At 44.7% G+C, this 18,143-nt stretch carries 21 protein-coding genes and 1 tRNA gene; all 22 read right to left on the reverse strand.

The genetic code is table 11. The features are described 5' to 3' along the window. Window positions 1-3: 3 nt before the first annotated feature. The 22 genes from OI18_RS11110 to OI18_RS11215 all read right to left on the reverse strand — a co-directional run bounded on the left by OI18_RS11110 (window position 4) and on the right by OI18_RS11215 (window position 18,139). Window positions 4-1,113: a DegT/DnrJ/EryC1/StrS family aminotransferase gene (locus tag OI18_RS11110; RefSeq protein WP_205410027.1), complete on the reverse strand. Its 1,110-nt coding sequence runs from the start codon at window positions 1,111-1,113 to the stop codon at window positions 4-6. 1 nt (window position 1,114) lies between these two features. Continuing rightward, window positions 1,115-1,540 (reverse strand): cupin domain-containing protein, encoded by a 426-nt coding sequence (locus OI18_RS11115; protein ID WP_039139879.1) that lies wholly within the window; start codon window positions 1,538-1,540, stop codon window positions 1,115-1,117. Between the two features lie 5 nt (window positions 1,541-1,545). Further along, window positions 1,546-3,078, reverse strand: coding sequence for a murein biosynthesis integral membrane protein MurJ (murJ, locus tag OI18_RS11120; RefSeq protein ID WP_160290218.1), 1,533 nt, complete (start codon window positions 3,076-3,078; stop codon window positions 1,546-1,548). Then, the gene (locus OI18_RS11125) at window positions 3,065-4,084 is read right to left on the reverse strand and encodes an SDR family oxidoreductase (protein ID WP_052273102.1); all 1,020 of its coding nucleotides are present in this window, start codon (window positions 4,082-4,084) and stop codon (window positions 3,065-3,067) included. Before OI18_RS11125 ends, murJ begins: the two co-directional genes overlap by 14 nt. Window positions 4,085-4,106: 22 nt before the next feature. After that, window positions 4,107-5,159 carry a hypothetical protein gene (locus tag OI18_RS11130; protein ID WP_039139881.1) on the reverse strand — a complete coding sequence of 351 codons (1,053 nt, stop codon included), beginning with the start codon at window positions 5,157-5,159 and terminating at the stop codon, window positions 4,107-4,109. 411 nt (window positions 5,160-5,570) lie between these two features. Continuing rightward, on the reverse strand, window positions 5,571-5,846 hold the full coding sequence (locus tag OI18_RS24690) for a toxin-antitoxin system YwqK family antitoxin (protein ID WP_160290219.1): 276 nt from the start codon (window positions 5,844-5,846) through the stop codon (window positions 5,571-5,573). Window positions 5,847-6,120: 274 nt separating this feature from the next. Continuing rightward, window positions 6,121-6,192 (reverse strand) — tRNA-Arg (locus OI18_RS11140). 31 nt (window positions 6,193-6,223) lie between these two features. Then, complete coding sequence (locus OI18_RS11145; RefSeq protein ID WP_039139884.1) at window positions 6,224-6,799, reverse strand: MarC family protein; 576 nt, start codon at window positions 6,797-6,799, stop codon at window positions 6,224-6,226. A gap of 68 nt (window positions 6,800-6,867) precedes the next feature. After that, window positions 6,868-7,479: an alpha-ribazole phosphatase gene (cobC, locus tag OI18_RS11150; protein WP_052273103.1), complete on the reverse strand. Its 612-nt coding sequence runs from the start codon at window positions 7,477-7,479 to the stop codon at window positions 6,868-6,870. A 2-nt stretch (window positions 7,480-7,481) separates the two neighbouring features. Next, entirely contained in the window at window positions 7,482-8,357 is an 876-nt protein-coding gene (locus OI18_RS11155) for an adenosylcobinamide-GDP ribazoletransferase (RefSeq protein ID WP_240312758.1), read from the reverse strand. Next, window positions 8,290-8,841, reverse strand: a complete 552-nt coding sequence (gene idi / locus OI18_RS11160; RefSeq protein WP_039139887.1) for an isopentenyl-diphosphate Delta-isomerase — start codon at window positions 8,839-8,841, stop codon at window positions 8,290-8,292. Before idi ends, OI18_RS11155 begins: the two co-directional genes overlap by 68 nt. Before the next feature lie 104 nt (window positions 8,842-8,945). Beyond that, window positions 8,946-9,446 carry an RNA polymerase sigma factor gene (locus OI18_RS11165; protein ID WP_039139889.1) on the reverse strand — a complete coding sequence of 167 codons (501 nt, stop codon included), beginning with the start codon at window positions 9,444-9,446 and terminating at the stop codon, window positions 8,946-8,948. 94 nt (window positions 9,447-9,540) lie between these two features. Next, window positions 9,541-10,422: a MerR family transcriptional regulator gene (locus OI18_RS11170; RefSeq protein ID WP_052273104.1), complete on the reverse strand. Its 882-nt coding sequence runs from the start codon at window positions 10,420-10,422 to the stop codon at window positions 9,541-9,543. Window positions 10,423-10,496: 74 nt separating this feature from the next. Next, window positions 10,497-10,820: a LytTR family DNA-binding domain-containing protein gene (locus OI18_RS11175; protein WP_039139891.1), complete on the reverse strand. Its 324-nt coding sequence runs from the start codon at window positions 10,818-10,820 to the stop codon at window positions 10,497-10,499. 17 nt (window positions 10,821-10,837) lie between these two features. After that, complete coding sequence (locus OI18_RS11180; protein ID WP_039139893.1) at window positions 10,838-11,470, reverse strand: hypothetical protein; 633 nt, start codon at window positions 11,468-11,470, stop codon at window positions 10,838-10,840. Window positions 11,471-11,473: 3 nt separating this feature from the next. Next, window positions 11,474-12,424, reverse strand: coding sequence for a helix-turn-helix domain-containing protein (locus tag OI18_RS11185; RefSeq protein ID WP_039139895.1), 951 nt, complete (start codon window positions 12,422-12,424; stop codon window positions 11,474-11,476). Window positions 12,425-12,565: 141 nt separating this feature from the next. Further along, window positions 12,566-12,793, reverse strand: coding sequence for a hypothetical protein (locus OI18_RS11190; RefSeq protein ID WP_039139897.1), 228 nt, complete (start codon window positions 12,791-12,793; stop codon window positions 12,566-12,568). 12 nt (window positions 12,794-12,805) lie between these two features. Then, a complete protein-coding gene (locus OI18_RS11195; RefSeq protein ID WP_039139898.1) occupies window positions 12,806-13,222 on the reverse strand; it encodes a DUF5675 family protein in 417 nt (138 codons plus the stop codon). Between the two features lie 3 nt (window positions 13,223-13,225). Then, a complete protein-coding gene (locus OI18_RS11200) occupies window positions 13,226-13,792 on the reverse strand; it encodes a hypothetical protein (RefSeq protein ID WP_039139900.1) in 567 nt (188 codons plus the stop codon). Between the two features lie 291 nt (window positions 13,793-14,083). Beyond that, window positions 14,084-14,461 (reverse strand): LytR/AlgR family response regulator transcription factor, encoded by a 378-nt coding sequence (locus tag OI18_RS11205; RefSeq protein ID WP_039139901.1) that lies wholly within the window; start codon window positions 14,459-14,461, stop codon window positions 14,084-14,086. A gap of 375 nt (window positions 14,462-14,836) precedes the next feature. Beyond that, window positions 14,837-15,994 carry an acyltransferase family protein gene (locus OI18_RS11210; protein WP_039139902.1) on the reverse strand — a complete coding sequence of 386 codons (1,158 nt, stop codon included), beginning with the start codon at window positions 15,992-15,994 and terminating at the stop codon, window positions 14,837-14,839. Between the two features lie 1,395 nt (window positions 15,995-17,389). Next, complete coding sequence (locus OI18_RS11215) at window positions 17,390-18,139, reverse strand: tyrosine-protein phosphatase (RefSeq protein WP_039139903.1); 750 nt, start codon at window positions 18,137-18,139, stop codon at window positions 17,390-17,392. Window positions 18,140-18,143 lie beyond the last annotated feature (4 nt).

Consider the following 18,143-nt stretch of genomic DNA (forward strand, 5'->3'; position numbering starts at 1 on the left):
CCGTTAGTTTAAAATTTCAGCTACCGCTTTGCAAACAATATCGATATCACCGGTTTTAAGTGCCAGGCCGCTGGGCAGGTAAAATCCTCTCCTGGCTATTCTTTCAGCAATTGGATAGCTCTCGCCGGCGAACAGGCCCATTTTCTGGAAAACCGGTTGTTCGTGCATAGGCCAGAAAAACGGGCGTGTGCCGATTTTCATGCTACCCAGTTTTTTCATGGCAGTTTCCGCATCGAAGGGAATGCTGTCATCGAGCACGACACCAAATACCCAGTAGATATTTTCCGCGTCTTCATTACTTTCAGGCGGAAGCTGTATCCCTGGTTGGTTTTTCAGGATGCCGGTATATTTTTTTCCCATTGTCCGTTTAATTGACACAAATTCGTCCAGGCGTTCGAGCTGTGCTAGTCCGAGTGCGGCCTGCATGTTCGTCATCCTGAAGTTGTGTCCCAGCTCGTGGTGCAGGAAACGTTTTTCCGGGATGAAACAAAGGTTACGGAGTGACCGGCATTTTTCAGCAAGTTCTTCGCTATCGGTCACGATCATTCCACCTTCACCGGTTGTGATATGTTTGTTTGGGTAAAAACTGAATGTGCTGATGTCACCAAAGCTTCCGATTGGCTTTCCATTATAAGTCTGGCCATGTTGTTCCGCGGCATCTTCTATTACCCGAAGTCCATGTTTGTCCGCGATTTCCATAACCGCTTTCATATTAACAGGCAAGCCGTAGATATGAACTACCATGATGGCTTTTGTATTGGGTGTGATCTTTGCTTCGATCTGGGTCACATCCATGTTCCAGTCTTCAGGGTCGCTGTCCACCAGCACAGGCACGGCGCCTGCACGAACGATGGCAGCGGCGCAGGAAATGATCGTGAAAGCAGGCATGATCACTTCGTCACCTTTTCCAATACCCAGGGCGAGAATTGCCGCATCCAGGGCAACTGAACCGTTGGAAACGGCGATACCATATTTACGACCTACACGGGCAGCCATCTTCTCCTCGAACGCCTTGATAAATGGGCCTTCGGAAGAGATCCATCCTGTATCGATGCACTCGTTCAGATATTTCTTTTCATTGCCATTCAGTAATGGCTCATTTACAGGTATCATATCAAAAATGTGTTTTATCGGCTTGAACACCATTATAAGGACCTTGCTTTACTTCAAGCATTTCGGAATCTTCGAGCATTTCAAATCCATGTCCGCCGGAAGCGAGCAGAATCACGTCACCACGCGACAGGACCACATGGGTTATATATTGCAACTCGTGGTCAAACAGGTTTACTTTTACTTTCCCTTTCCTTATTACCAGTACTTCCTGGGTAAAATGTACTTCCCTCACCACTTTATTATGATAATGCGGTTTAATGGAACCTCCTTTAGGATATTTGATGATGCCAAGTTGCTGTGAATAATTCCCGGGTGTAAAGAACTCGGTATTTTCCGGTGCATAACCTGCGCGAATAATATGGCAGATCGGGATTGTGTTGTCTTTGTCGAAGATCACTTCAACACCTAAAGTAGTTTCGGTAAGCATTTTTTTTAATTATTGTTAGATAAGGAAATCAGTTTAGAGGATCCGAAATTGAGTTGAAGTCCCTTAATGGGCAACACCCGGAAAACCATCAACACATATATGAGCATACCAGCCAATCCACTGACAGATGCTGCCAGGAAAGCCGGTTGTTTTTCCAACTGGTGATAAACGAGGTAAGACACCGTACCACATGCCAGTGCAGCCGCCAGCAACTTCAAAAGTTCTGATGAAAACATGCCTGAAGAGATACAGTTCCAGCGCTTTAATAAGATAGCTGATACCAGGATTGAAAATCCTTTGCTGAGCGTTAATGCCAGTGCAAGTCCCAGGTAAGAGAACTTACCAGCAAACCACCAGGCCAGCAGGATATACACAGCCAGCTCAGCAATATTGATCAGCGAATTGGCCGTGGTTTTGCCGGCGATATAAAAAACTTTCATCAGCAGGTTCCCGATGCTGCCAAACAGGAAAGCACCCATCAGGATGGCAAGAGAAAATGATACAGCTGCTGTGGCATTGCTGTCAAATGCCCCCCGTTCAAACAATATCCTGATGATGGGATTCGCCAATACGAGGAATACTGCCGCGATCGGCAGGGTAATCAGCAGGATCAGGCTGATCCCCTTTTGCAGATGTCCTTCAAACTCTTCCTTCTTATTATCAGCCCATGCGGCAGCGAGAACAGGATAATAAGTAGTAGCGATACTTCCTGTTGCGATGGTGGCCATCAGTAAGTAAAGCTGGTTTGCATAACCCAGGTAAGAAATACTTCCGGCTGGCAAATGCGAAGCAAAGATCCTTTCGATTATGGTTGTTAACCGGAACAGGATGCCTGTCAGGAACAACGGTGCGGATATTTTCAGTATATGCAGTGCCGGTGAGTTGGAAACGAAACCAAGGAAGCGAAGCCGCAGCTGCTTCAGGACGGGGGATAGCAGCAGCAACGCAGAAATCGCAGATCCCACAAGCGTTCCGGCTGCGAGGCTTACCATACCATAGTTATGAAATAAAGCAACGAAAATGAGACCTGCAACTGGCAGGGCAATAGGGCTTATCGCCGGTAAAATAAATTTCCCGTTAATGTGGTGAAAGACAGAGAAAATGCTTGCCAGGCATTGAAAGGTGACTGAAAAAATAAGAATACGAAAGAGTTTCACCGTCAGCGACATTTGCTCTTCTGTAAATCCGGGTGCCGAGGCATGTATCACCTGGTCTGCAAATAAAAAGGCGGCCAATGTGAGTAGTGACAGGAATAGCAGTAAAATGCCGGAGATACTGCTGACAAACTTTTGAACATCTTCTTCAGAATGGTTCTTACGGAAGTTCACGAAAAAAGGAAGGAACACGACTGATACTGATCCTACAAAGAGTGTAACCAGGTAGGTCGGAACTGTGATTGCCGTAAAATAGGCATCACGTTCTGCCTGAGCGCCAAAATAATAGGCGATCAGCACCTGGCTCGCAAAATTCACTGCTACACCCAACAGCGAACAACAGGTTACGAGAATATTCGATCTTGTAAAATCAGATAAACGCATTAACCGATTCGTGATTTTTCTTTTTATCTCCATACGCTCCCACATAAGCTTTCACCAACAATTCGACTCCTTCCTTCACCAGTACTTCAGGTGTGTATTGCAACAGGCCCTCCGCCTTTTCGATATTGGCGAGACTGTGCAACACATCTCCTTTCCGATGCGGACCATAAGACGGTTCAATATTCACCTTCATAGCTTCGCAGATCAAAACCCATAACTGGTTCAAAGTTGTCTGCTGGCCACATGCGATATTAACTACTTCGTGACCCTGGATCTTTCCTGACCCGAACAATGCAAGCATATTGGCATTCACCACGTTACTTATATATGTAAAATCGCGGGATGTTTCGCCATCGCCATTGATCGTGGGAGAATTACCTGTTTTAGCAGCTTTCAGGAAAAGCGGGATCACAGCTGCATAAGCATTGTCCGCGCCCTGCTTGGGTCCGAATACATTGAAATACCTTAGCCCAATAGTATTGAAGCCATATACTTTAGAGAATACGTCTGCATAAAGTTCATTCACAAGTTTTGAAACAGCATACGGAGAAAGAGGTTTACCGATCTGATGTTCCACTTTCGGCAGGCCAGGGTGGTCGCCATAAGTTGAACTGCTTGCTGCATACACCATTTTAATAATGGAAGGCTCATTCCTGGCAGCTTCAAGCATATTCAGGAACCCGTTTATGTTGACGTCATTCGTTTGCAGCGGATCATTAATGGAACGGGGAACAGAACCCAATGCAGCCTGGTGACTCAGGTATTGTATGCCCCTGACACTCCGCTGGCAGGTTTCATAGTCGCGGATATCGCCTTCAATGAATTCAAAGTTGCTTTTGTGAAGGTGAGCTTCGATATTTCCAATCTTCCCGGTGGAGAGGTTATCAAGTACGCGTACCAGTTTCGGATTGCCTTCCATAAGGTAGTCGACGATCGACGAGCCAATAAATCCTGCGCCGCCAGTAATCAGAAAAGTTGAACCGGACAGGTCCCGTATATGAATCATTGTAATCTTTTGAATTTGAGAATTATGATCTCCACCATTTAATGAATATTAAATAAAGCACGTATGCGAAAGCCCCCAGGAATCCGCCAACCAGCAGCGAAACCAGTTTACTTTGTTTTTTTACTTTCAACGGCAGCGTACTCACGTCTACCATCTGCACGACCGGCGTTTCCTGGCTCAGCGCAATTTTTGCGATCTCCAGGTTCTTGGTCACTTCGCCGAATATGGTGGCGGCAATTGTTTTTTCCCTTCCGGAAATCTCAGCGGCTACTGGTGCGATCCTTAAAGCGGGGTTCAGGTCTACCAGGTTTTGCTGTGAACTGGCAGCTGAATAAGTTCTGCTGTTCAGCAAGGCTTCAAGACTGTCGGCCCTATGCTGCAGCTTTTCGACGTTGAGCGCCTTCACTTTCACTTTCGATTCCACATAACGGTCAGTAGCAATTTTAACCAGGCGGTCATTGAATTGCTTGCTCAGCAGTTCATCGGGCATAACCGTGATAACTTCAATAAAGGAAGCTTTCTTGTCAGGTTTGTTCACTACGAGATCCTTTTCCAGGATCCGTTCAACCATTACCTGCATCAGGCTGTCTTCGATCCGTGGCAGCTTTCCATTTGAATAAGTAAAAAAGCTGACCTTGCCGATCTTCTTATTGTCTTCCCAGGATTTTTTCAGTTTGGTCACTTCGATATACCGGTCTGCCAGTACACGGCCGGAATCATAAGGGGTAAGAAGCGTTTCACGGCACAGGCTTTCACTCTTCATGAATAGCAGGATATTGTCTCCAGAAAAGACACCACCACCTGCGCTTCCACCGATATCGAAACCAAACTGACCCGCAAGCGAGGCGAGTCCACCCATTGAGGCTTTGCCTTCTTCGACAACGAAGCTCAGGCGGGAGGCATATTTTTTAGGTTGGAGCCATGCTATTGCCACACCGAAGGCACTACCGATAAGACCAGCAACTGCGATCCACATCCATTTAGCAGTAATCAGGCTTTTCCACCAGTTGATGGATCCCCTGATAAATTCTTTCAGGGATACTTCTTCTTCCTCTTTATGCAGATTAGTGTGCATATATTATTTAGCAGTTAGCGAAAAACTTAAGTTGACGGGGGCAATTAATAGATTTACCCATTGAGGGCAATTCATATCAAAACTGTTGCATCTGTATGAAGTAATAAATTATTGCAGGTGGGGAGAGTGGCAGAATGTATTTCATATTTCATTGGATTTTACAGCATGCTATCTGCTGCAGGCAAAGGTTTAGGTTGTCATTCCAAAATGCACGCAAATATACAAATTGAAGTAAGAAAACAAAGGCCGGTAGCGGCCGGGGAGGTAAGGCAGGGTCAATTAGCGGTTTACCCTACATGAAAGAACCAGTGAAAACCGGGACATTCAGTCAAGCGAAGATTACGATTCAAATATTATACGGTAGAAAGTAAAGAAGCAAAATCTATTAGATATTTGTACCATATGGCATCCTCAATGCTCATGATTCTCCGTATATAACAGTGTGCCTTCTGCGTTGTAAAAATGCCACGTACCCGTTTTCTCACCATCCAGGTATTCTTCCTGTATGGCTACCTTTCCAGTCGAATGATAAATTTTATGTACACCAGATTTTTTTCCTTCAACAAAGTCGCCTTCGAAAGAAAGTTTGCCATCTTCTGAGTAATGGGACCAGTGCCCGCTCTTATTGCCTTTCGTGAAAAAACTAATCGTTTGAAGGCTGCCGTTGTCCCAATAAAACTTAATCATACTTTTCGAGGTGTCTCCTTCTGACCTATATAGTACGTACTTCTCACGCAAAGAATCAGCATCGGATGTTACCCGGATATATTTTTCCGCACTTCGCTTATTCACTGGATTACAGCCACACAGAAAAAGCAAGCCAACAAAAAAACAATAACAATATTTCATCGCCAGAATTATTAAAAATCAAACGCTTGGGCAAAAAGAAAAAACCCCGGCAGAACCAAGTGTCTGCAAGGGTTTTGACTTTTTTTATTTTCCAATTTTTACTTTGAAAGTGTGGCCTCGCCAGGAATCGAACCTGGATCTGGAGCTTCGGAAACTCTTATACTATCCATTGTACTACAAGGCCGGGAGGTACTGCGGTGAGCCTGCGACAGGGGCTATTTGATGAGCCCGCTTGCGTTTGTCGCAAAGATCTTTACCGCAATGGCGAGCAAAACTACGCCAAAAAACTTACGAATGGCAAGCAATCCGCCCGGACCGATGATTTTTTCTATGTAGGCCAATGATCTCAGTACGATATATACGATCAGGAGATTTAATATGATGGCAACAGATACTGTGATGTTATCGTAGTTGGCCTTCAGTGAAATGATGGTGGTAAGTGTTCCAGAGCCTGCGATCAGCGGGAAGGCAATGGGAACGACGGTACCGGATTTTACATCGTCTTCGCTTTTGAAAAACTCAATGCCCAATACCATTTCAAGGCCGAGGATGAAGATCACGATGGAGCCGCCGACGGCAAATGAGCGCACATCCACCCCGAGAATAGAAAGGAATTTATCACCCGCCAGCAGGAACAGGATCATTAGCGCACCGGAAATGAGTGTTGCTTTTGCTTCCTGGATCTCGCCCATTTTCTTTTTCAGGGTGATGAGCAGGGGAATGGAACCAAGTATGTCAATCACCGCAAAGAGGGTGAAGGTGACAGTCAGGAGTTCGTCGAAATTGGGCATGGTGGAATATTCAAAATTTAAAAGACAAAAGTGCCATCCGAAGATCGACCATTTTGAAATTTAAATTTTTACTTTTTAACCCACTCCGAAGGCCGATGCTGCTCTCCTACGATTTCGATATTGGAGAGCATCTCAATCTCCCCTGATTTCGTATCTACCTTTGCCACACAACCGTAAAATAAGGGAAAACGCTGGAAAGAATCTTTCAGTGGGGTGTTGCTTACATGGCAGAGGATGCTGCGGATCACGCCTCCATGGGCGACGATGGCCGCGGGCAAATCGAGCGTTGCAATGGCTTCATAACGGGCAACAGTACGCGAGTGGAGGTCCTGGTAGCTTTCACCGCCGGGTACCCGTACCTGCACAAAATCCTCCATCCAGGGAAGCAGGGTTTCGCGCGGGATCTTGTCCCAGTGCTGCATTTCCCACTCACCGCAGTTCAGCTCCATCAGGTCGTCGTGGAAACTGATCGGCTGGGGTTGGGGGAAGAGGTGCTCGGCAAGTTTCCGGCAGCGTATCAGCGGGCTTGAGTAAACTTTCCTGATCCCTTCCTGCGGCAGTACATTCCGGATCACGGCCGCCTCCTCACTGAAAGTCTCCACCACATCGAGATCTGACTGTCCGTAGCAGATCCCTTTTTCTACGAGCGGCTTTGTATGCCGGATGAGATATATGTTCATGTTCACACAATATAACGCCAGATAATAAGGGCACTCAAATAAAAAACAAGCTCGGTAACCTGTTGGGTTGCCCCGAGGCAGTCGCCCGTATACCCGCCGATCCATTTCACGAAAAACCGGGCCAGCGAAGTGCGGCAAAGGTACATGGGTACGAGCACAAGTAGGTACCAGGGGGACAAAAACAAGAGGGGAAGTACTGCGAATGCCAGTCCAATTACCAGGGAAAGCGACGAAAGCACTGAGTTTGACAGGGGTTTTGACTTGCTAAGGTCGATATCAGCCACATAAGCATACTGCTGGATGATGGTGACAGGCATGAACCGGCTGAGGGAATGTGCAGCGATCATTAGCAGGATCATGGTCTTATAATTTACCAGCGGGTTGAGCGATGGCGTTATTTCCGGGGGCATGAAACCAGGCAACTCTTTCAGTAACAGGAACTTAGCTGCAAATGCTGCCAGCAGGCCAATGAGGCCGAAGGTTCCGAGGCGGCTGTCTTTCATGATCACCAGGATCTTTTCCTTGTTCCAGCCGCCGCCGAAGGCATCGCATACGTCGGCGAGCCCGTCTTCATGAAAGGCGCCGGTGATCCAGATCGAGGTGAGCATGTATCCCAGGATCGCGAGGTCGTTGGAAAGATACTTGTTCAGCACGAGGTAAATGAGGGCGCTGATGGCGCCGACAATAATGCCTACAAGCGGGAAGTACCGGGATGATTGCTGCAGGTATTCCTGTTTGTAAACGAATGAACCAGGAACCTTAATGCGGGTCAGGAACTGGACAGCAGAAAGGAAAATATTGTATTCGTTCTTAATCGACATGCGGTTGTTCAGCGTGCTGCGATTTTCTCCACTCCACGACACGCGGAAAGGCGACATGGAACCAGGTGGTGAAGCGCTGTGGGTGTGAGAGGATGGCTTTTTCTATTTCTTCGATGCCCAGGAAACAATAGTCTTTTACTTCCGAGGGAGCGGGAGTAACCGAACCACCGTATTCACCGATGAGGACGTGGTCGAATTCGTGCTCAGTAAGACCGTTGTCAAATTCCGTTTTGTAAATAAAAGAGAACGCTTTCACGAGAGGCGTTGTGAAACCCATTTCTTCCTGCAGGCGGCGGCCAGCTGCATCTTCAACCGGCTCGTCGGGGGCAGGGTGACTGCAACAGGCGTTGGTCCACAGGCCCGCACTATGGTATTTGTTTGTTGCACGTTGCTGCAACAGCATATCACCTTTAGCATTAAAGATAAACACGCTGAAAGCACGATGCAGCAGGCCTTTACGATGGGCCTCCATTTTTTCCATGATGCCGGTTACGGCATCGGAATCATCAACGAGAACAACAAAGGGAGAGGAAGTTTCCATTTCAGGCCTCAAGGTACAACCAATAATAGATTGCTTTGGAAGACGAGGCCGGATTTTTTATAACGGCAACGACTCAGCGCGGGACGACAGGTCCCGCGTCGACATTAATAACGCTGGATCTGGGCCTTCAGCAGTTTCCTGGCGAAGTGGATCCGGCTCTTGATGGTACCCAGGGGCTCACCAAGCATATCAGCGATCTCGTGGTATTTGAACCCATCGAAATACAGCAGGAACGGGTTCCTGAAGATAGCCGGCAGCTTGTGAACTGCTTCCTGGATCTCTTTCAGTTTCAGGTTTCCTTCGGCAGCGTTAGCCGTTGTAGCCTGGTTGTAGTTAAGCAGGAAGTCGTTGGGTGTATTATCGAAAATGGTATTCTGCTTGGCTTTACGGCGGTAGTTATTGATAAAGATGTTCCGCATGATCGTGTAAAGCCATGCTTTGATATTGGTTCCTACATTATACTTTTCCTTGTTGGCGATTGCCCGGTACATCGTCTCCTGGAATAAATCCTGCGCCGCTTCATTATCCCGCGTTAACGTAATAGCAAAAGGGCGGAGAAACTCTGCATTGTTCACCAGCATCTCATTGAATTCTACGTTAGACATAGCCAAATGTTTAATAGTTTCACTAACAAATTTAAACAAAATACCAGCGCTTACCAAGGAAATTGTTGGGTATCAAATGTTAAAAATGGGCGGTTCAGCTGATCATTGCGACGAATTCGAAGACTTCGGGCAGGCAACATTTGAAATGCACATTTTCCGGCACTTTTTTCCTGTATTGCTGGGCGAGCAACCCTGAAACGACCAGGTTATTTGTACCAAGGCGCAACGTATATTCATTGAGAAACTTCTCGAAATTGAAATTATGTGCGACCGACGTAAGGTGTGTGTACAGGTATTCCGGTTTTTTCAGGTTTGCGACGAATTCCACGTCTTTCAGGGGAACATTAGCACCAAGGTATAGTACATTGACACCGCGGCTTTTGAGCAGGTAATACGTGTAAAGTAATCCGATCTCGTGGTTTTCTCCTTCAGGTAAAAATAAGAGGACTGTCTTGTTTACATTGACATGGGAGAAAGCGCCCTCGATCCCTACAATCAATTTCTGCCGTACAATATTGGAAACCAGGTGTTCCTGTGCCGGATTGATGTGATTCGTCAGCCACAAGATTCCGATTTTCTCGAGGAATGGAAAAATAACCTGTGTTATTGTTTTGTCAATTCCCCTGAGGCTGATGTAGTTGTCGAGCACGTCTTCGAGCGGACCGGTTTCGAGGTCGACCATATGCTGGATCATCTCATTTACGATACGTTCCTGCTGTGCCTGTACGTTACCCAGGCTCACAATGCGATCCCGGATCTCTTCCGGGCACATCTTGTCGATATGGGAGATCTTATAACCGTATTTATTGAGGAGGGCGATGTTGAGGACGGCCTTCAGTTCATCGCAGGTGTAGGTGCGGATATTAGTCTGGGTGCGCTGGGGTTTAAGGAAGTTGTACCGCTGCTCCCAGATGCGGATGGTATGGGCCTTGATGCCAGAAAGATTCTCCAGGTCCTTGATTGTGAACGCGTTCATACCAGTCAGCCTTAATGTTTAAAAATAGATCGCATAAATTTAAACAATAAGGGGGAGAAAAAGTTCTGGGAAAGTCATCTCAGTTTATTGAACCTGCGGTGGAGTTCCGCCTTGTAGCTGCGGGAAACCTTTAAAGGACGGCCGGCGATTATTACAGTCTCACTGTTGAGAGAGCTGACATGTCGCAGGCAAATAAGGCTGCTTTTATGGATCTTCATGAACTCGGCGTCAGGCAGCTTGGATCTGAGTTCTTCGAGGCTGGTATTTATCAAATAGACCTTATTATCAATCGTCACAACTTTTCGCAGCCTGCTCACGCAGATAATGTAAAGGATATTTAGGACAGGGACCTTTTCGTAGGCCCGGCCCATTTTCAACATCAGCGGCTCAAAATTCATAGATTAATGATTGGAAATTACCGAATAGATTGTTGTACATCGAATACGGAGCTGTCTGACCTTACGACCTTAACTCCATGTTTAATTTTTGTCAAACCAAATGGTGTAGTTACAACCCAAAGGCCCCCAATCCAGGCTGATTTTACTTCAAATCTTGCAGTGCCGGTCAATTTTACCAGCCTCCACGCCCGAAATTTACTTGGGTAGGTAATTGTCGAGTGGGGCTGGAGGTCGACCCGGGTACTATCTGCAGGAATCCAGATGGTTTTTGTCTCATCACCGGCGCTGACCGTGTAATCACGGAATTGGCCGGTAAATGCATCGACTAACAACTGTATGACAAACGGCAGTGCAATAACGATAATCCAAATCTTTGTTTTCCTGCCGAGTTTGTACCATTTGCGTTTGGGTTTTTTAGAACCTCCGGATAGCAAATACATAAAGGAAGCGCCTGCGCCGTTGGAATTGAACTCAACCAAAAGTTCGAACAGCCTACTATTATGCTCGCTTTCGTGCATCCAGTTAGTTAGTTCTTTCTCTTCTTCATCCGTCGTATTATGCAGGAAGAAGCTCTGCAACAGTGATATCGCCCGCGGTGTCAGGTTCGCATGCGGCGCAAGGGCTTCTATTAGTAGACTAAGCGTATTCATAATTTATGCTTTTTCCGTCATACGACGGGTTTGAGCCTGATATCGCTTCCGCCAGGCGAATGGGTTGAGTTCATTTATCTTGAAAAAATTGATGCGAAAAGTGTCGACATTCGGATACCCACATAACCTGGCTATCTCGGAAAGCTGTACATCGGACTGTAACATTAATTCAGAACCATACTCTATGCGTAACTGATTTCGCCGCTGTGCCACTCCCATATTAAAATATTCTGAGAATGCCCTGGACAAGGTCGATTCACTGATTCCCAACATCCCTGCAATCTCTTCTGCTGAATAGTTCGACAAGAGATCGTTCCGGATAATGGCATCTGCTGCCAATGCATAATCGGCCTGGTGGTTTCGTTTGCCACCTACAATTTCGGATCTCCTGATCTCTGCTCTCAAATAATATAGAAGATTTGACAATTGAAGCGAAAGCCACTGTTCAGGATATTCTAGTTCACTTGGTGGCTGTAAAATAGTTATGAGGTAAGATCTCATTGCCGGAGATATGCTGTAGCGTCCTTCCACGAAACCATCAATCTTCATGTGCTTTGCAAGCGGCTCAACATTATAAAGAAGGTATTTCAGATTACAGTTGTCCGGCAACTCAATATGGTAATTGTCTGACCGAAAAACACAGAAGTTACCGATGGGCAAAAACAGTCGTTCGTTTGTGCCAAGCCGTAAGTTGAGATTGCCCTCAGTCACCAGCAACATTTTAAGGGAGTTCCTATCATGCTGCTTTCTTAGTTCGACAGCAGGTTGAAACCGGAATGAGTATAAGAAAAGCGGGCTGTGGTCAGCGTTGTATTTGTGAATACGCATGTCTCCGTGGAACCGCTTCGCCTCCAGAATAGAATGCAGACTGAGGCTTGTTTTTGGATGGTCGCTTACATCCAAAGGAGCCAGGGAAATCCTGCCAAGACGATTATGAAAGAACTCTGTTATCACAAAGAGGCTCGTTTAAGCTAGAAAGTGATTTTGAATAATGCAAGTATTTGAAAAAGATTTTTTTTAAAGGCCCCGGCCAGGAATGGCCAGGGCTTAAGAATGGCAAAAACTTCAGGAATTCAACCCTACTTATTCACCTACTCAACCTTTAACTGCGACCTGGCTTACTGCGCTTGCAACACTCGAAGCGAGCGCCAGGTACCCCGCGATGGTGGTAACAACAGCTGGCAGTGCAACGGGAGCCGCAAGTACTGCGCCACTGACAGCAGCCAGTATAAGGCCAATATTGCGGATCCTTGTAAACAAGGTGGGAGTAGGCATGGAAACCCGCTCCGCCAGGGTCAGTTTGTCGATATCCTTTTGTTTCATACACTGTTTGTTTTAAGAGTGATCTTCAGGTGGCTTGTGTCCGATTGTCAGCCACACGGTTTCTCCGGATTTCAGAACTTTAGAAACGAGGCCCATCAATTGGGCAAATGCTTTTATGGATCCTTGTCCCCTGCCGGGTCCATTCAGCTTTGAAACCGGGGCTATACAGCCCCTGAGTTCTTTTTCTGCATAGGTGGCCGGATGAATCAATATCAAGGTCCTGGAAGGTACATCCCGCACGAGCAGGTGAGTCTTGTGCCTTTCGCTATAGCGCCGCACCAATTGGTAGCGTCCTTCCGGTATACATGAACGCATTCTGATATTGTTCCGCCAGGGTAACTCAATTGTGTAACACAGGATCCTGTCATCTGCCCACAACAGTCCGTTCGTACCTTCGGTCAGGTATTCACGTTCCAGTTGCAGTTCCATGGCTTAGAGGGTTTTGTCCAGCAAGGTTTTATTGCCGGGCAGATCCATAGCCGTAGTCTTGATGATGGTGCCGGTAAGGGAAGGGTTCACGGTTTTCACGGTGTAACTCCAGTCGATCCCATTGTCGGTCTCGATTGCGTCGCCTTCTTCCAGCAGTTCCTGATCAACCGAGAATATCGCCACTTTTACCCCGGTCACTTTGAAATCATCCAGTGCACGGACCAGGATAGTATCCTGCACCAGCCCTTTGTAAGCTTCTGTATCGATACCCAGGATCTGGGGTGCCAGGTAGGCATCAGAGAAAGCGACGTTAAAGGCAGATTGCTCCGGGCTTGCCACGGCCTGGTAGGCCTGCTTTACCAAAGAATCCTTAATTGCCTTTTTTGCGTACGCCTGGGCCAACCGAAAGCTCATTCGGGCTTCCTGCTGATTGGCAGTTGGTTCCAACCCTTTATTGAATACCGGTGGTTTGCAGGCAATTGTGTTTCTCCCACGTTTACGGAAAACTACCTGGTCACCAAACATGCCACTCATATTTCGAGTGATCACGTTATCATTTGCTTTGGACATTTTGTCTGTTTTTAATTTTTCAAAAAAATGGATTTTACGTTTTTGGAAGACTTTAAGGGGGATATTCTAAGATTTTAATACTATTGCCATCCTATTGCCATCCTATTGCTATCCTATACTTAAAGTACTCCTGGCAATCGCCAGTTGTCGGCCAGGCTTTTAGCTGTCATACTGGCATAACCGGAATCGTTAAGCGCTGGGTACCGGGGCCGCTCCTCCCGGTAAGCCGAGCGGGCAGGCGCTCATTGCACGGTCCGGTTAATGAGATTGAAGCCGGTACTGCGACACAGGCTACGAGTCATTATTAATCTTTTTTGGTGCTACCCTTTGAATGCTATTGATAATATTGAGTTTGCTTTTGAAGAGTCCTACCCAACCATACTGAACGGGAATTTCAAAATCACCCATGTGTACAACACCATTGTGATAATAGCTGATATGCGCAATTGCAACCAGGAAGGATCGGTTTACGCGTACAAACCTTTCAGCAGGCAATTCACGCTGAAGATGATCCAGGGACATCCGAACAGTCCAGACGTCGTCGGTTGTAATAATCAATAGTCGGGGATGATTGCATTCGATGAAGATTATATCCGCGATGCTCACCCGTACGATGCGGTTTTCAACGTTAAAGAAAACATGTTCTTCATTCAAAAGTGTAGATTTCATGTGCTGTGATTTTGTTGAAATAACTATAACCAGCAGGCATGACTTTTCCAAGCATTTTGATCCAAATGCAGATAATTGTGATTGAGTTGCATCAAACTGCGATTATCCGGCTGTTACTCGGCAGATAAAATCATGGGGTGCTACAATGGCGCCAAAAATCGCCGGTAAAAAATTGACTGAAAAACAGGTTTTTCAGACAGAAAAACAGGTTTCTGGATATCAAGGGGAAATCAGGAATTGGCAGAAAGATCTTGATTCAACAGTTTTCCATTGTCGGGAATTGTATTTACTTCTTTCATTAAATGAGGGGAATTCCGCAGCGCGTCGAGGTGTCGCTCGTGGTGAAGGTCGGTGCCCAGGAAGGAGATTGTGATTTTAGTTTTTCTTTGATACGGTCAACTTGTTCCTAATAGGATTAAACATATCGCGACATTTCGTCATTTTAATTTCAAAATATTTGTAAAGTAAAATTGATAGTGAAAGTACCGAAATCCAATAAAATAAGTATTTCGTAATAACAAGCAGATAAGAATTCGAAATGAAAAATGTCCAAGGTATTTTGCCGATTATCCAATATTGCACTATTGACAAATTCAGCAAGTACATTGAATAGGAAATCAGACTTATATAAGTAAACAATTTCGCTATCAAACCTTTTCCGGCTTTAATTGAGTTAAGGAAAGGCAAGACTAAAAGAGTTGAGAGAGAAACTAGGCTAAAGCTAAAAACTGTATTATAAACCCCCGTTTCCGATGAAATCATGGGAAAGATGTACTTCGTAGCAAGCATTAAACTCAGACCACAAGCAAATGTAATATGCTTTCGTTTCAGCCATAAATCTCTATGGTAGAAATTCAGATATGCCCCTACAACTCCAAACATGAGACTATCTAGCCTTGTTATTACCTGCTTTCTAAACAATTTGTCCCAATCATGAAAATTTTCAATCGGGACTATAGTGAATTTGTAAAATCTGAAAAATGTCACTAGGATAATAATAAAAGCGGCGGTGCTTGCTATGCCAATACGGTGTTTTCCATTTGCGGCAAAAGCAACAATAAATATAGCAATCGGTGTAACAAGATAAAACCATTCTTCAACACATAAACTCCAGGCTTCAGGAAAGAAAGCTGGATGCGGGCTAATCAAACATTGAGAAAAATAAAAATACTGATAAAAACTTCCGCTGAAAAAACCACTTCCAAATAAAATTTGCAGTGTAACTAATAACGTTAGAATAAGAAAATAATTCGGTATTGTCCTAAACCAACGCCTGATCCAGAAATCCATTAATACCCCCACAGACATACCGCGATTCTCCAATGTCCTGAGCAAAATTCCACCAATTAAAAACCCACTCAGGACAAAAAAAATAGACACACCATCAAAAACAATAAGGTCATTAATCTGGCGCATTTTTTTTGGAAGCAAGTACTTACCATGTTCAACTACAACAAATAGTATTGCCAGACTCCGCAAGATATCTAACCCAAATATTCTATCCTTATCAATCTCAATTCGGAAGATTTTCATTACTATCTAAAATCTTAAGTAAATGTTTGTCTGCGACAAAACTGTTATTACTCCTGTGAATCTTTGAGGAAAGTCTTCAAATCAGTCCCTGGGGTATCCCACACGTATCTCCAGGAATCACATACTCAACCACCTTATATCTCTTTTTCATGCCTCGAAACGATCAACAGTTTATTTCACATGAAAGTGTCCGGCGATAGATAGTATCTCTGTATTCATTTGTTCCTCTCACTTTTACCAAGGGCCGAATATATATTAAAATTGGTTATAATTCCCAGATTGGCATAATATAAAATTCTGATCATGATCACCGCTCTGTCATACCGTAGCGAAACAGGCAATATGGGTAACAGCTTTTTGCAGTTACACGATACAGCAGTTAGCTATTAGCTATAGATTTTCTCTTCTCATTGACTCGCCTTTCGGCACCTCTATTATATGGCCCATTGACTATCAGTCTGTCACGGATTATTTCCGCAACTGTGGATTGTTGATCTATTCAAGCCATTACTTACGGTAGTTACAAGGTTAGTGTAGCGGCTCACCTCAGAAAATACTCCGGGGTTCAGCTGTTGTTCAAAGTAACTTACGTGGCTTTCCTGCACATGATGCGTGGTAATGGTAAATACATGCTGTTTGAAACTGCGTTGTGCAAAGCGATCCGCTTTAGTTAGTAGGACACTTTCATTATATCATATTTACAGGAAATTAGGAGAAGAAGTAAGCAAACTACTAGCTGACTGGATTAAAATTAGTGAACAAATCCAGCATTATGCTATACCTGTACATGTAAGAAGCACATGGCCTGAAAAAAGAAAATACCCATATTCATTTTCCGGATTGGTTACACCTGAGCGTAAAGGTGTTATTGAATCCTGGATAAATTTTAGCTTATCCCATAAGAAGTTTCAACCTCCTGATAATGAGAAAATCTAAAAAAATTAATTAGTAAATTTTCTATAAAATCGGACTTAGAAAAAAAGAGATCAAAAAAATTGGTAGCCTACAAATCTGATCTTCAAAAAGGGGGCGTAGTTTTCCGACTAAATCCTGGGATACTGAATATTTTAAGGTCCTCTGTGATTCGGAATTTGTGCTATGTCCTTCCGGCGATTAAATATTGTCTTATCGCTTCTTCGAATCTGTTTTATGTGGCGCAATTCCAGTTATTGAATCCTATTGCGAAGCATATGAAGGATTCAAGTTCCGATACATGAATGAAAACCCGTCAGAATTTGAATGGAATTCTGATGATGCAAATCATAACTTCTAACTATACCAGCAAAGATTGACGATACAAAAAGACGAGATTTTGCAAACCATGCTTTGCCAAACTTATCTGTACCAATAAAATTTCACTTTTTTCAATTTATGTGTTGACTTCAGCATTTTTCTCTATTCGGAAAGTTTTGAATTTAAAATCTTGCCGCTGGCCAGAATAGTATTTATTTCGGGCATAAGAGTATTCGAATTAAGAAGTGCGTCAATGTGCCTTTGGTGGTGAAGATCTGTTCCCAGGAAGGAGACGAGTTTGTGTTTGGAGAGATATTGCGCTAATTGGTATGCAGATTTACCATAGTAACCTGTAAGGGAATTGAGATTTACTTGTAAAAGCACTCCCATTGCAACGATTTCCTGAAAAATCTGCGGGGTTGCACTGAGGAAGCCATAACGCTCCGGGTGGGCCAGAATTGGCTGATAACCCTGTAGCTGGAGGTTGAAGAAAAGTTCCTTCCAGTTATATGGTAACCCAACAAAGGAAAATTCGACCAACACATAGTTATCAGCAATCCGTCGCAAATCGGACTTATTATTTACCAGGCTGGTAAAATGATCATCCATCATATATTCAGCCGCAGCGGAAATAGAAAAATTTAAACCTTGAATTTTCGCAGTCTCCGTTAGAGTATCTAATGCGTTGCCTATGGAAACATCATCGTTTCTGTATAGGTCCCAAAGAATGTGTGGTGTGGTAATAAATCCCTTAAGCCCCGTTTGTATTAGTCCATTTAAAAGTGCTATTGAAGTCGATGCGTCCGCTGCACCGTCATCTATGCCAGGAAGCAGATGTGAGTGCATATCTATAGCAATACCCGATAAATCAATTAAATTGTCCCGATTTTTTCTCCGGAAAATGTGAAACATCCCT

It is taken from the genome of Flavihumibacter solisilvae, from assembly GCF_000814475.1.
Taxonomy (GTDB): Bacteria; Bacteroidota; Bacteroidia; order Chitinophagales; family Chitinophagaceae; genus Flavihumibacter; species Flavihumibacter solisilvae.